This window comes from Nostoc sp. TCL26-01, from assembly GCF_013393945.1.
Classification (GTDB): domain Bacteria; phylum Cyanobacteriota; class Cyanobacteriia; order Cyanobacteriales; family Nostocaceae; genus Trichormus.
In genome coordinates, this window is sequence record NZ_CP040297.1 from 6,424,760 (window position 1) to 6,438,692 (window position 13,933).

The following is a 13,933-nucleotide window of genomic DNA, read 5'->3' on the forward strand; positions in this document are numbered from 1 at the left end:
AATAGTATCAGTAGCGACTGTCTGAAAAGTCAAGCGATCCAGAACAAAAAAATCAAGCAGAGAAAGTAAAGAAAAAAGAATCAAGGAGAAAAAAACAGCATCTCAAAGCCAGCTATGCTGTGATCTGTAAACAGAGAAGCCAAAGCACAACAAGCTATGGTAAACCATCTTAGTATAAAAAGATGATCTTGATTAAGGAGACACGGTCACAGATTCATCAGTAAAACGCCAAGGCAAATGGTCGGTTTGGTATTGAGTGAAGCTACCGCTACAATCAACCGACAACTTTTTGCAACATTTTAGCCTTGCCACGCCACTACACGCACTGTGATTTTTTGTGTAAGCACAGGCTACGCCAACAAAAAGCAAATAGCAGTTCTATATAACTTTTTCACTCTTAGACAAAAACTCAAACTAAATTCCTATATGAACTCAGATATCATTTTAATTGGTCCTATGAGAACCGGAAAAAGTACTCTGGGTAAACTACTAGCAGAAAAGCTCAATTTACCTCAAATTTCTATGGATGAATTGCGCTACAACTATTACAAACAGATTGGTTATGATGAGGATTTAGCAAAAAAACTGAGAGTAGAAGGAGGTTTTGGAGCAATATACAAATATTGGAAGCCATTTGAGGCTTATGCAGTGGAAAAGTTACTAGCTGAACACAACAATTGTGTGATTGACTTTGGTGCTGGTCACTCAGTTTATGACGATGCTCCCCTATTTTATCGTGTCCAAAAAGCACTGGAACCATACCCAAATGTCATTCTTTTACTTCCTTCTGCTGATTTAGATGAATCAGTGCAAATTATTGAGAAAAGAATGGGTGAGTTTAAAGAGGGTGATATTAACTGGCACGAATATTTTGTCAAACATCCGGCAAATTATAAGTTAGCCAAGACTGTAGTTTATACAAAAGATAAAACGCCAGAAGAAACACGGGATGAGATTTTGCGTCTCATCTAGAAGTAATAAGTGTAAACGCTCATCACAAAAATTCCTTATGCTGCATATCGCAAAATTTCGACTTCAGCACCTTTATTAACTGCTTCCTCTGCGCGTTGTAAAACCTGTTCGCTAACAGCAGCACTTAAATAATATTCGCCGCAATTATGACAAACATCTGCTGGGACACTTTTGAGAATAACGATCGCATCATCTCGCTCTAAAGTTACTGTCACTAATCCTGGTTGAGTGTTGCCGTGTTTACATATAAAGCAAGCATTCATATAAAATATCTCAAACAGATTGTATCAAGGAAAAGTTCTATAAATATCTTTACGATGTGCGACTCTTTGACAAATTAATGTTTGTGTTTCTTTGTCAAAACTAATACCTATTCTGTAATCACCTACGCGAATATTTATCATCGTAGCCTTTCATTTTTTGCAAATAGCCTAAATCAAAGGGGTTTTCTGATTCAAGTGATTGAAAGACGATTGGTTCAATCCTAGCTTGAATATCTTGTGGTAAATCTGCTAATTCTTTTAAGAACTTTTTAGTATATTCAACTTTCCACATTCTTTTGTTTTAATGATTGGTAATATTTCCAGGCTTCATCTTTAGCGAGACGTTCATCATTTTCTGACTCTGCCATGAGTTTGATTAGTCCATAATTTTCTAAGATTTCTTCAATTTTCTCAAAGTCAGCTATAGGAATTTGTACAGCGATCGGTTGTTGATTTTCATCCATAATGTAATTTTTGGTGATTTCTAGCATTTTTCTGAGATCAGGTTGATAATTTTGCATCACTTAAATCATGTCGTAAATAGTATCATCTTCGCTGTAGCCTTTTAGTAATTGCTCAGATGCAAGACGATGCCAAGCTGCTTCTTCTTGTTCTTCTGTAGGTTCATTGACTACGATTAACTTACCCTGATTATCAGCACCTAATTGTTGGTTAGCATTAAGCAATTCAATTCCATAAATTGTGCCATCAGGAACAATATCTACATTCATTTCTTCACTGATTTGAATGGTTTCTACTTGTACAGTTTTTTCTTGGAGACAGATATAAGCTATGTTGCATCTTGGATCGTAAGTAAGTTTCATCGCTAGGCTGTTGTTTTTTCAACGTTTGTCATGTTTTCATTCGTAACTGACAAACCAATTCCTTCAATAATTACTTGGCGGAGAGTTTCTTGTCCACCAAACCGCTTGACAGCATCTAATATCTCAATACCAGCTAATTTTCCTTCTGCATCATAATCGGCGGCGATACCTTGGGCTAAATGTTGTGTTGTTACAGTTGTTTCGCTGAAAGTGATACTGAGAGCATCGACTTCGGCATCATAGCTAATTTTCATAGGAATATCTCTTTTTAGAAGTAATAAGTGTAAACGGTTATAATTACAATCTCTGTGGCTTTTTCAATGAATATCGGGCGGATTCGTTTTGTAGCATAAACCTTACCATTCCATTCTTGACCAAAGGTAAAGTCTTTTTGGCATTGTAAACGATTTTCTTCAGCTTCTCCCCAGGAACTATTGCGGATGGCTTCTTCTACTTCAGCTATTGTAAAACCGCGTTTTGTCACATAACCCAAAGCGTGTTGGGAAAATCTAATTGGCTTCACTCCCGTTTGATCTCCTCTTAGTCGGTCTATCATTCCTTTACAAATATTACGACGCTGTTATTGCCAGACTAGCTGCGTCGCCAAATTTTGATATTTCCGCTATAGTCTCCGGTTAAAGGTAGGGTGTTGGCTGTGTGTGTTTTTAGGGAGTCAAAATTCCGGCAAAAGATGTGTAGTCAGATGCGCTGCTAAAATCAAGGTGCGATCGCAATACCAACCTAGTTTTTATTGTTTCATCCTAACTCTTACTGGTCTTTATTTTGTTGTCATTCTGTGAGTTTATTGATGCAAATAATGGCTTTTATCTGTTGAATGTAGCTTTTCTTTTTGTTGAGCATCTATGAGACTTTGCTGCTGATTCATGAATTCTTCAAATAAGTTAAAAAATCTGCCTACTGCACTTCTTTCATCAGCAGAATTAAAGAGAATGATGCTTGCCCATAATTGTCCAGTTTCAACCCGAAATTTTTCTCTGATCCATTGTAAAAAGGTTTGGAATTCTTTTTCTTGTTCAGTTAAAGGTATACCGAGTTCACGCCGAGCAAAATAATATCCATCTAAAAATGCTTGAAGATTAAAGATAGAATGTCTGCCCAGATACATCGCAGGTCTTTTTTTAATTTTTTGTAATAAATCGTAGAGATTATCCATACTTAACTCACTGAATGGCTTAATTCAAAAGTAAATTTCAGTTATTTGAAGTTCTTTACCTATTTCCATAATAGGTGAATAGAGATTTTCCATCCAATCTAATCTGGTAATTCCTTGATAGTGAATGTTATCAAATACAATTTCAATATCATCTATTTGAATGATAATACCTTCATGATGACCAGTGGTAGCAATCAATTCTCCAATACTATCATCATATATTCTGCCGTAGATTGGATCTTGTGAACCTGTATCCAATTTAATATACTTACCGCGAACTCCTTGTGATTCTAAAAATTCTTTGATAGCTCTAGCACAAGGAATACAGTCAAAAATTCCGTAATTATTGGCAATCTGAATGATTTGTTGATAGATAGCATCATCTCTATTCAAAATCATGAATTATCTTGCGTACAGTCAGCTATAGAAGTTGCTGATTTTCATCCATAACTAAATTTTTGATTATTTCTAACATTTTTCTGACATCAGATTGATTGTTTACATTGCTTAAATCGTGTCGTAGATAGCATCATCTTCGCTGTAGCCTTTTAATAATTGTTCAGCTGCAAGACGTTGCCAAGCTGCTTCTTCTTGTTCTGCTTCTGTGGGTTCAGTGACGAGAATAATTACTGTTACCTGCTGATTATTTGCTAACTGTTGCCAAATCACATCTGGTAATTCTATTTTGCCTTGAGTGGTGACGTTTGCTGTCAATTCGTATGCTTTCATGTTGGTTTTAATGTTTGTCAGTCTTACTTACTATTTTGATGGTGTTATTGCCAAACTAGCTGCGTCGCCATATTTTGATGTTTCCGCTCTTGTCTCCAGCAGCAAGCCAATGGCGATCGGGGCTAAAGGCGACTGATCTAACTGAGTTAAAATGACCGAGGGTGCAAATTTCTTTACCTGTTGCAACTTCCCACAGTTTGATAGTCTTATCCCCACTACCACTAGCCAAGATTTGCCCATCGCTACTGATGGCGACGGATTTAACCTTGTCGGAATGACCAGTGAAGGTGCGAATTTCTCTGCCTGTTGCGACTTCCCACAGTTTGATAGTATTGTCGTCACTACCACTAGCCAAGATTTGCCCATCGCTACTGATGGCGACGCAATTAACCGAGTTGGAATGACCACTGAGGGTGCGAATTTCTCTGCCTGTTGCGACTTCCCACAGTTTGATAGTATTGTCGTCACTACCACTAGCCAAGATTTGCCCATCACTACTGATGGCAACGCAATTAACCGAGTTGGAATGACCACTGAGGGTGCGAATTTCTCTGCCTGTTGCGACTTCCCACAGTTTGATAGTTGTGTCGTAACCACCACTAGCCAAGATTTGCCCATCACTACTGATGGCGACGGAATTAACCCAGAGGAAATAACCACTGAGGGTGCGAATTTCTCTGCCTGTTGCCAGATTCCACAGTTTGATAGTGTTGTCATCACTACCACTAGCCAGGATTTGCCCATCGCTACTGATGGCGACGGATTTAACCTTGTCAGCATGACCACTCAGGGTGCGAATTTCTCTGCCTGTTGCCAGATTCCACAGTTTGATAGTGTTGTCATCACTACCACTAGCCAGGATTTGCTCATCATTACTAAAGGCGATGGAATCAACCGATTTGGAATGACCATCACCACTGAGAGTGCGAATTTCCTTTCCTGTCGTCACCGACCACAGTTTGATAGTGTTGTCATCACTACCACTAGCCAGGATTTGCTCATCATTACTAAAGGCGACGGAATTAACATAACTGGAATGACCAGTCAGGGTGCGAATTTCTCTTCCTGTCGTCACCGACCACAGTTTGATAGTATTATCCCCACTACCACTAGCCAGGATTTGCCCATCGCTACTGATGGCCACGGAGTAAACCGAGCTAGAATGACCAGTCAGGGTGCGAATTTCTCTTCCTGTTGTCACCGACCACAGTTTGATAGTCTTATCCCAACTACCACTAGCCAGGATTTGCCCATCACTACTAAAGGCGACGGAATCAACAAAGGAAGAATGACCACTCAGAGTGCGAATTTCCCTTCCTGTTTGCACACTCCACAGTTTGATAGTTTTATCCCAGCTACCACTAGCCAGGATTTGCCCATCACTACTAAAGGCGATGTAAATAAACCGGTTGGAATGACTAGTAAGGGTGCAAATTTCTTTTCCGGTTTGCAGATTCCACAGTTTGATAGTCCCGTCGTAACTACCACTAGCTAAGGTTTGCCTATCGTTACTAATGGCGACGGAATTAACACTGGAATGACCATTGAGGGTGCGAATTTCCCTTCCTGTTGTCACTGACCACAGTTTGATAGTTTTGTCACGACTACCACTAGCCAGGATTTGCCCATCACTACTAAAGGCGACGGAATGAACCCGACTGGAATGACTACTCAGGGTGCGGAGAAGTTCACCTGTAGTTGATGAAAACAAGTGAATAACTGAATCTACCACACTTGCTAAGATATCTTCCTTGGGGCTAAGGGCTATGATTCCAGAAATCCTCAGAATATTGTAGACGCATTCCCAAGATGGGGGCGTGAAGGGAGGAGATTTTACTGGTTGTGTTGGTGCTACTATCCCAGCACCCAACAAATTCAACCACTCCTGCACTGACTGAGGGCGAAACTTGTAATTTAACGCCATCCCCTTCATAATTGCCTCATTCACCCGATCGCCTACACTCGAATTCAAATCTTGAGGCGATCGCATGGTAAAATTTTGCAGTCTAGCTGGTGCTGGCATCGGTAATTGTCCAGTCAGCAAAGAATATAATGTAGCTGCTAAGGCGTAAACATCAATATATTCCCCTCGTTCGGCATCGGGTGCATACTGTTCTGGTGGCGCATAACCATCAGTTCTACTCTCTGTATGTCGCTGAACTGCACCAGAAATAAATTGTCTAGCCAGTCCAAAGTCAATCAGTACGGCTTCTGGCTTACCTGCACGCATCATAATGTTACTTGGTTTTAAATCTCGATGCAGCAAGCCTCTGTCATGAACTAGTATCAAAGCATCGCCAATTTGCCGAATATATTGCAGTGCTTCTGCTTCAGGTAAAGCACCTTTTTCAGTTATCAGCTTACCCAAATCTTCCCCTTCGATGTATTCCATCGCCATGCAGGGTAAGTCATCATCATCAAAAACGTTTTCTACTTCTACAATGTGGGGATGGCGACATAAAGCCAGGCGTAATGCTTCTTCTTTAAAGTCTTGCTTGAGTCTATTTTGATGCGGTATCCAAGCTGGATTATTGAGTATTTCTTCACGCAGGGTTTTAATTACCCGCAGTTTACCTTGTGGATTTTTCGCTAGGTAAGTAATGCCAATGCCACCTTCACCCAATTTTTGCTCGATGATGTAACGCCTGCCAAATAACTGCCGCCCTGGATTCCACACCATTGGTTAAAACCGTAGTTTCACTGATATTTATTTTGGCACATCATAAATATCAATTTTTAGGAAGGTTGATGTATAAACTTTGTATGCAATATATCTACATTTAGCTCTTTACTCAACTTTGCTCATAGGCTGTTAAGAATTCGTCCCGCGAAATAGCTACTTGAGTGCAAATCGATCTTAATGTCCCTGATTTAATTTGGGATTGATTAGGCATTACCAATGGTGTTTGCGAGCCATCTTCATTTTCTCGCACCATAACAATATGTTCGCGTTCCCGAACCATGCGAAACCCCAATAACTCAAATGCTTTGATAACTCTTTTCTTTGGAGCATCTACAGGAAACTTGGGCATTAAATAGCCACCTCTGCTTCTGTCAGAAAAGCTTCGATCACTGGTGAGTCATCTTCAAGCATTTCTTTGCCAAATATCTCGATATAGCAGCAAATAGCTGACTTGACATCGGCTAAGGCTTCTTCATAAGTATTACCTTGACCAACTACAGCCCCTTTTATACTAAGAGGATAGGCAACATAACCGTCAGAATATTTTTCTACAATAATTTTGATTTGTTTCATTACAGGCATTTAGCAAGGTAAACTTTAGGCAATTCTGATGCAGCCTACAATAAGCAGTATATTCAATTGTAATAAATTTATGGCGATCGCAGTAGCTAAACCCTTATCCTGGCTAACGACTGGTATCCGAGTCGAAAAAGTCAATAATCTGAATCTATTTAAATTTACCGACGAGTTGGATTTGCGGATGCAAGAATTACTAGATAGAAAAAAAGCAGATTCTCTCACACCAGAAGCCTTTGTTCCCATCGCCGCAATTGTAATCGTTAGGCGCTTCTGATCAAACTCACGTTAAAATCAAGTCAGCCTTCGTACTGTAGCGGTTGTGTCCCATATCGGTAATATTGCCGTACACTGCATAAATCCAGATTGTCAACGTCCTTATCCTCAGCCTTGGGGAAACAAATTTTGCAACAGTTGTGGCGCAGTGCTACAACTGGTAGATCGGTATGTGCCACTGCAACCTTTAGGTGCGGGGGGATTTGCCCAAATTTATACTGTATGGGATGAAAAAACGCAAAGTGAAAAAGTGCTGAAGGTGTTGGTGGAAGATTCACCCAAGGCAATGGAATTATTTACCCAGGAAGCAGCAGTTCTAGTGAGTTTACGCCATCCTGGTGTGCCAAAAGTAGAGGCTGATGGACATTTTCAAGTTAATTTATCTAATCCTAAGTCGCGCCAACTGCCTTGTCTGGTGATGGAAAAAATTTACGGGCCGACGCTGGAGGAGATTTTACAAAAATATCCCCAAGGTTGTCCAGAAGATTTGGTTTTAAATTGGTTAACTCAAGCAATCAAGATTTTACAGGAATTACATAAGCGACAAATTATTCACCGTGATATTAAACCTTCTAATCTGATGTTGCGGACTCCTTTACAAACGGCTTTGCCAGTTTCCGGGAGAAGTGGATGGGAACAGTTGGTATTAATTGATTTTGGGGGAGCAAAACAATTTAGTAGAGATAGGCTACGTCAACAATCTAGTTCTACAAGATTATTTTCTTCTGGTTACAGTCCACCAGAACAGGTGACTGGGGGACACATCGGGACGGGGGCTGATTTTTATGCCCTGGGGCGAACGATGATTGAATTACTGACGGGTAAGTATCCGCCAGAGTTGGAAGATCCGCAGACGGGGGAGTTGCAGTGGCGACATCGAGTCAATGTGAAGCCGGAGTTGGCAGATTTACTTGATGATATGGTAAAGGAAGATGTGCGATCGCGTCCCGCAAATGCAGCTATTATTCAAAAACGATTGGCAAAAATTACCCAATCATCTCAGCCTGGAGGATCATTTAGTTTCCAGCCAATTATTAATCAACTGGCACAGTGGCATCAATTAGCTGGACAAGGTTTACATAACCTGAGCCAAACTTTAGGCAAAATCATTTTGTCAATTGTCCAGGCAATATTTCAAGTCATCAAAGCCTGTGTTGTCACAATTTGGGCGATGCTATTAACTGGTGTTGGTGCTACTGTTGGCACGATCGCTGGATTTATTTTGGCATATCGCACAAGTTTAGGCGATCGCTTGAGTGAATTTATCTCGACTCAGTTAGCGGAATTAGTTCCTAATACTCCCTCTGGATTTGGGGCAGAAATTTTAGTATTTGCTTTTGCCGGTTTAGGTACAGCTTGGGGACTCACCATGTCTGGGTCTTTTGCTCAACGACGGCGATTTTTGGTAGCCTCATTCATGGGTATGATTAGCTACGTCTTTGGTTGGTTATTTTTGCAAGTCATGACAACAGCTATAGCCCCTGATGAAGCTTTAGTGGGAGCAACAGCGATCGCTGTTTTCTTATTATCCCTGAGTATGGGTTTCCGTAGCCATCACATAGTTTATGCCATTATGGGTGGCTTTGGGAGTGCGATCGCTCTTGCCGTCCTCTTAATCTTAGGATTTCCCCCCACCATCATCCCATCTTCTAGCCCCCATCCCTGGTCAGAATTATCTCTCCCCATTGTTTTTTTCGCTTCTACAGGCATTCTCATGAGTTTTTGGTTAGCCGTTACCTACTACCTAATTGTCCCCACATTGCGTTTTTTAGGCTGGCGCTGAGTTTAGCTCTTAACTTTGTGCCTGTGTGTTAAAAAGTAATTTATTTAAACACAGAGACACAGAGCCACAGAAAGTCGATACCAAATCCTACAAAACCCCTTTAGAACTAGGAATTGTACCTGCGCGGCGAGGATCTACCTCTATTGCCATTCTGGTGGCTCTGGCAAAGGCTTTAAATGTAGCTTCAATGATGTGATGGGAATTGATGCCGTCTAATTGGCGAATATGCAGTGTCATTTGGCTATGGTTGACCAATGCTACAAAAAATTCTCTCACTAATTGCGTGTCATAGGTTCCTACCCGTTGAGTCGGAATTTGCAAGCCGTAGCTGAGGTGAGGACGGCCAGAGAAATCGAGGGCTACTTGTACTAAAGCTTCGTCTAAAGGTGCGAGAAAATTACCAAAGCGGACAATACCTTTGCGATCGCCTAATGCTTGATATAAAGCTTGTCCTAAAGTGATACCTACGTCTTCATTTGTGTGGTGATCATCAATTTCCCAGTCTCCCTTGGCTCTGACATCCAAGTCAATCAATCCGTGGGAGGAAATCTGATGCAACATATGGTCTAAAAACGGAATACCAGTGGCTGCGTTACAAATGCCTGTACCATCTAGATTGATTGTCACCTCGATATCAGTTTCCCCTGTTGTCCGGTGAACAGAGGCAATTCGCGGTAAGGAAGATAAATTTACTTGGGGATAATTGGTGATTTGCATAGAGACTGGGGACAAGGGGACAAGGGGACAAGGAAGGGGACAAAGGGAAAAACTTGTATAGGTTCTTTCCCCCATCTCCCTCTTTCCCCATCCCCTCATCCTATTACATTCCCATGATTTCATACCCTGCATCCACGTACAGGACTTGTCCGGTGATGCCGCTAGCTAAATCACTGGCCAAGAATGCCGCAGTATTGCCCACTTCTAACTGGGTGACAGTACGACGCAGGGGTGCTACTTGTTCTACATGGTGAATCATATCTAAAATGCCACCAACGGCGCTGGATGCTAAGGTGCGGATGGGGCCGGCAGATATGGCATTTACCCGAATATTTTGGGGGCCTAATTCTGATGCTAAATAACGCACACTCGATTCTAATCCTGCTTTGGCAACTCCCATAACGTTGTAGTTAGGCACTGCTCTCACACCACCTAAATAGGTCAATGTAATGATGCTACCGCCTTCTGTCATTAGAGGTTTTGCTGCACCACTTAACTGCACCAACGAATAGGTACTAATTTCTAAAGCAGTGGCAAAACCAGCGCGAGAAGTTTGGCTAAAATCTCCTGTCAAATCATCTTTGTTAGCAAAAGCAAGACAGTGAATCAGAATATCTACCCTACCCCATTTATCACGGATGGTTTCAAAGGTAGACTGAATCTGTTCGTCGTTTTGGACATTACAGGGAAGAAATAAACTAGGGTTGAGTGGTTCTACTAGTTCGGCAACTTTCTTCTCCATTTTGCCTTTTTCATCTGGTAGGTAAGTTATACCAAGATTAGCTCCGGCAGCGTGCAGTTGTTGGGCAATTCCCCAAGCAATAGAGCGATTATTGGCGATACCTGTAACCAGGGCGTTTTTTCCAGTCAGATTCAGCATAAAAACTTTTGATGTAATTAACGTGAGAGATTCATTAGTAAAGAGTGCTGAGAATGAGTAATGAGTGCTGTTAGCGAAAGCGGAGCGATGCAGCCCGTGCTGAGTGCTGAGTAGTGAGTTGTCAGTTGTCCGTGGCAATTCTTATTCTCCTCTGCTCCTTTCTAGCCCCTAGCCTCTAGCCTCCATCCCCTAAATGCCTTCATTAGGAGCATACTAGAATCTGGGGTGCGTTTGTCTTTGTTTTATACAGGATTCGTCAAAATGATTATTAGTAAGAATGTTTTCTCAAATAAAAATGTCTGTTATTGCTGAAGATTTTTTCAAGATTACTTAATTTTTTATGCAAAAAACCTGATGGTTACATGAAGTAGAAGTATCTATCAAGAACAGCTAGCTAAAAATAGCAGAAATTGGGTATCATTATGAACAAATAACTATAAAGTTGTATGTTTGAGTATAGTAAAGTACAGAAAGGTTAACGGTGCTTTATTGATTTTTCAGGTGTATTCTTAGGTAATTAGTTTTGATTTTTTGTTTTTCCGGCATTGGGTAGGGGAAGGGAGATGATCGTGACACAAGATAAGGCCCTAGCAAATGTTTTTCGTCAGATGGCAACCGGCGCTTTTCCGCCTGTTGTCGAAACGTTTGAACGCAATAAAACGATCTTTTTTCCTGGCGATCCAGCTGAACGAGTTTATTTTCTTTTGAAAGGCGCTGTGAAACTTTCCAGGGTGTACGAGGCAGGAGAAGAAATTACAGTTGCACTGCTGAGAGAAAATAGCGTTTTTGGTGTGTTGTCTTTGTTGACAGGAAACAAGTCGGATCGGTTTTATCATGCGGTGGCATTTACACCTGTAGAGTTATTGTCTGCACCAATTGAACAAGTTGAGCAAGCACTCAAGGAAAATCCAGAATTATCGATGTTGATGCTGCGGGGTCTATCTTCGCGGATTCTGCAAACAGAGATGATGATTGAAACCTTAGCTCACCGGGATATGGGTTCGAGGTTGGTGAGTTTTCTGTTGATTCTCTGTCGTGATTTTGGTGTGCCTTGTGCTGATGGCATCACCATTGATCTGAAGCTATCTCATCAAGCGATCGCTGAAGCCATCGGTTCTACTCGCGTTACCGTTACTCGGTTATTAGGGGATTTGCGTGAGAAGAAGATGATTTCTATCCACAAAAAGAAAATCACTGTGCATAAACCCGTAACTCTCAGTCGGCAGTTCACTTAAATCAGTGAACAGTTATCACAGCGTATGGTGGGGGATTTAAACCCACCACCAACGCCTACCACTAATTGGTGCGGTGTTTCGCCAAGGATAAATACATCACTCTTCACTGATAACTGATAACTGATAACTGTTAAAAGCTGATGGAGTGAGGAAGGGTGGCTCGTGTTATATTTCTTTAAGTAACACCCATAGTTGGAAGTAAATCTAAAATCTTGAGTAATTTCGGCTATTGTTACCCTCCCATACTCCACAGATAATGATTGAAAGTAGTAGGCTGTATCTGGACGCATTTCGGTAGCGGAAGATGACCACCGGGTACATCCTCATCGCAGCAATTCTAATTTTGGGAGGCGTAATTGCCACTGTTGGCGATCGCATCGGCACAAGAGTTGGCAAAGCCCGCCTCTCTCTATTTAAGCTTCGCCCCAAAAATACGGCTGTACTGGTAACTATTCTCACTGGTGGGTTGATTTCAGCCACAACCCTGGCAATCTTGTTTATTGCTGACGAAGGCTTACGCAAAGGGGTTTTTGAGTTAGAAGATATTCAAAAAGACCTCAGACAAAAGCGGGAACAGTTAAAAGTCGCAGAAGCCCAAAAAAGTCAGGTAGAAAATGAGCGCAATAAAGCCAATCAAGAATTAGAGATTACAAGAAACGATAAAAAACAGGTAGAAACTCAGCGAGACGAAGCTAAAAAAGAAAAATTAAAAGCGCAAAAAGACTTAGCACAAACCCAATCACAATTCCAGCGTACACAAAAACAACTTGGGCAAATAGTCACACAATATAGGCGAGCGATCGCTGAACTACAAAGCGTTTACAATCAAAGAAAAGCCCTACAAGCAGCAGTTGAACAACTCAGGACAGAACGCCAAAAATTATTTGCAGAAGCCAAAAAAGCCATAGAACAACGGGATCGAGAACTAGCTAACCGCCAAAAAGCTATAGAACAACGCGATAGGGAACTAGCTAATCGCCAAGAAACTATAGAACAACGCGATCGCAAAATTTCCCAACTCGATAAACTCATCCAAAATCGCAACGTAGAAATTACAGCCCGCGAAGAAGTAATTGCTAAGAGAGAATCTCGTCTCAAAGAATTAGAAAAACAGCAAGATTATTTAGAACAAGAAGTAGCTAGACTGGAAAAATATTACCAGTCATATCGTGATTTACGTTTAGGTAAACTAGCATTAGTGCGTGGGCAAGTTTTAGCCGGTGGTGTAGTTCGCGTTAACCAAGCTACAGCAGCTCGTCAGGTAATCATACAACTACTACGAGAAGCCAACCGTAACGCTAATATCGAATTAACAGAACCTGGAACAAATTTTACAGAAACAGAACTACTACGTGTGACTCCAGATAGAGTTGACCAGCTAGTTAAACAAATTGATGATGGTAGAGAATATGTAGTGAGAATATTCTCGGCTGGCAATTATGTGAGGGGAGAAAAGCAAATAGAATTTTTCGCTGATACAGCCAGAAATGTCTTAGTATTTTCTGGCGGTGAGGTTTTAGCCACCACTACGGCTGATCCTAAAACCATGACATCCTATCAACTCAGGCAAAGACTAGATTTATTAATTTCCGCATCGCAATTTCGGGCGAGAAATGCCGGCATCGTGGAAGGTGTGCAAATAGATGGTGCTTTTGTTCGTTTTATCTCTTTACTAGGACAAGTTAGTCAACCAATCGAAATAAAAGCGATCGCCACCGAAGATACTTACACCGCAGGGCCTTTAAGAGTTAAATTAGTAGCAATTCAAAACGGGCAAATTATTTTTAGTACTTAAATAATAACTGTTAACCACCGAAGTAT

General features: G+C 41.1%; 19 protein-coding genes. 5 read left to right on the forward strand and 14 right to left on the reverse strand.

Annotated elements, in window-relative coordinates; translation table 11 throughout:
• Nucleotides 1-456 precede the first annotated feature (456 nt).
• On the forward strand, nt 457-972 hold the full coding sequence (locus FD725_RS27775) for a shikimate kinase (RefSeq protein ID WP_256871792.1): 516 nt from the start codon (nt 457-459) through the stop codon (nt 970-972).
• A 35-nt stretch (nt 973-1,007) separates the two neighbouring features.
• Here the strand turns inward: FD725_RS27775 and FD725_RS27780 are convergent, their stop codons facing one another.
• From FD725_RS27780 to FD725_RS27835, 12 genes are all read right to left on the reverse strand, one after another.
• Nucleotides 1,008-1,235 carry a type II toxin-antitoxin system MqsA family antitoxin gene (locus FD725_RS27780; RefSeq protein WP_179051104.1) on the reverse strand — a complete coding sequence of 76 codons (228 nt, stop codon included), beginning with the start codon at nt 1,233-1,235 and terminating at the stop codon, nt 1,008-1,010.
• 118 nt (nt 1,236-1,353) lie between these two features.
• Nucleotides 1,354-1,527, reverse strand: a complete 174-nt coding sequence (locus FD725_RS32765; protein ID WP_256871793.1) for a type II toxin-antitoxin system RelE/ParE family toxin — start codon at nt 1,525-1,527, stop codon at nt 1,354-1,356.
• On the reverse strand, nt 1,514-1,756 hold the full coding sequence (locus tag FD725_RS27790; RefSeq protein WP_256871794.1) for a hypothetical protein: 243 nt from the start codon (nt 1,754-1,756) through the stop codon (nt 1,514-1,516). Before FD725_RS27790 ends, FD725_RS32765 begins: the two co-directional genes overlap by 14 nt.
• 3 nt (nt 1,757-1,759) lie before the next feature.
• Nucleotides 1,760-2,059 (reverse strand): DUF2283 domain-containing protein, encoded by a 300-nt coding sequence (locus FD725_RS27795; RefSeq protein WP_179051105.1) that lies wholly within the window; start codon nt 2,057-2,059, stop codon nt 1,760-1,762.
• A 2-nt stretch (nt 2,060-2,061) separates the two neighbouring features.
• Nucleotides 2,062-2,313: a DUF2283 domain-containing protein gene (locus tag FD725_RS27800; RefSeq protein ID WP_179051106.1), complete on the reverse strand. Its 252-nt coding sequence runs from the start codon at nt 2,311-2,313 to the stop codon at nt 2,062-2,064.
• Between the two features lie 14 nt (nt 2,314-2,327).
• Nucleotides 2,328-2,615 (reverse strand): DUF4258 domain-containing protein, encoded by a 288-nt coding sequence (locus FD725_RS27805; RefSeq protein WP_179051107.1) that lies wholly within the window; start codon nt 2,613-2,615, stop codon nt 2,328-2,330.
• Between the two features lie 246 nt (nt 2,616-2,861).
• On the reverse strand, nt 2,862-3,233 hold the full coding sequence (locus FD725_RS27810; RefSeq protein ID WP_179051108.1) for a hypothetical protein: 372 nt from the start codon (nt 3,231-3,233) through the stop codon (nt 2,862-2,864).
• 24 nt (nt 3,234-3,257) lie between these two features.
• Nucleotides 3,258-3,632, reverse strand: coding sequence for a papain fold toxin domain-containing protein (locus FD725_RS27815; RefSeq protein ID WP_179051109.1), 375 nt, complete (start codon nt 3,630-3,632; stop codon nt 3,258-3,260).
• A 108-nt stretch (nt 3,633-3,740) separates the two neighbouring features.
• The gene (locus FD725_RS27820) at nt 3,741-3,962 is read right to left on the reverse strand and encodes a hypothetical protein (protein ID WP_179051110.1); all 222 of its coding nucleotides are present in this window, start codon (nt 3,960-3,962) and stop codon (nt 3,741-3,743) included.
• Between the two features lie 55 nt (nt 3,963-4,017).
• A complete protein-coding gene (locus FD725_RS27825) occupies nt 4,018-6,642 on the reverse strand; it encodes a serine/threonine-protein kinase (RefSeq protein ID WP_179051111.1) in 2,625 nt (874 codons plus the stop codon).
• A 112-nt stretch (nt 6,643-6,754) separates the two neighbouring features.
• The gene (locus FD725_RS27830; RefSeq protein WP_179051112.1) at nt 6,755-6,994 is read right to left on the reverse strand and encodes a type II toxin-antitoxin system HicA family toxin; all 240 of its coding nucleotides are present in this window, start codon (nt 6,992-6,994) and stop codon (nt 6,755-6,757) included.
• A complete protein-coding gene (locus FD725_RS27835; protein ID WP_256871796.1) occupies nt 6,994-7,227 on the reverse strand; it encodes a type II toxin-antitoxin system HicB family antitoxin in 234 nt (77 codons plus the stop codon). Before FD725_RS27835 ends, FD725_RS27830 begins: the two co-directional genes overlap by 1 nt.
• A gap of 28 nt (nt 7,228-7,255) precedes the next feature.
• On the opposite strand from FD725_RS27835, the gene FD725_RS27840 reads away from it, so the two are divergent.
• Together FD725_RS27840 and FD725_RS27845 are read left to right on the forward strand one after the other, a co-directional pair.
• Nucleotides 7,256-7,498, forward strand: coding sequence for a hypothetical protein (locus tag FD725_RS27840; RefSeq protein ID WP_256871797.1), 243 nt, complete (start codon nt 7,256-7,258; stop codon nt 7,496-7,498).
• 45 nt (nt 7,499-7,543) lie between these two features.
• The gene (locus tag FD725_RS27845) at nt 7,544-9,280 is read left to right on the forward strand and encodes a serine/threonine-protein kinase (protein WP_179051114.1); all 1,737 of its coding nucleotides are present in this window, start codon (nt 7,544-7,546) and stop codon (nt 9,278-9,280) included.
• Between the two features lie 87 nt (nt 9,281-9,367).
• On the opposite strand, the gene hisB is transcribed toward FD725_RS27845, so the two are convergent.
• Together hisB and fabI are read right to left on the reverse strand one after the other, a co-directional pair.
• Nucleotides 9,368-9,997: an imidazoleglycerol-phosphate dehydratase HisB gene (gene hisB / locus FD725_RS27850; RefSeq protein WP_179051115.1), complete on the reverse strand. Its 630-nt coding sequence runs from the start codon at nt 9,995-9,997 to the stop codon at nt 9,368-9,370.
• Between the two features lie 103 nt (nt 9,998-10,100).
• Nucleotides 10,101-10,877, reverse strand: coding sequence for an enoyl-ACP reductase FabI (gene fabI, locus FD725_RS27855; RefSeq protein ID WP_179051116.1), 777 nt, complete (start codon nt 10,875-10,877; stop codon nt 10,101-10,103).
• Nucleotides 10,878-11,440: 563 nt separating this feature from the next.
• Here fabI and ntcA point away from each other — a divergent pair.
• Together ntcA and FD725_RS27865 are read left to right on the forward strand one after the other, a co-directional pair.
• Nucleotides 11,441-12,112 carry a global nitrogen regulator NtcA gene (gene ntcA / locus FD725_RS27860; protein ID WP_010998529.1) on the forward strand — a complete coding sequence of 224 codons (672 nt, stop codon included), beginning with the start codon at nt 11,441-11,443 and terminating at the stop codon, nt 12,110-12,112.
• Between the two features lie 304 nt (nt 12,113-12,416).
• Nucleotides 12,417-13,907, forward strand: coding sequence for a DUF3084 domain-containing protein (locus FD725_RS27865; protein WP_179051117.1), 1,491 nt, complete (start codon nt 12,417-12,419; stop codon nt 13,905-13,907).
• The last annotated feature ends 26 nt before the right edge of the window (nt 13,908-13,933 follow it).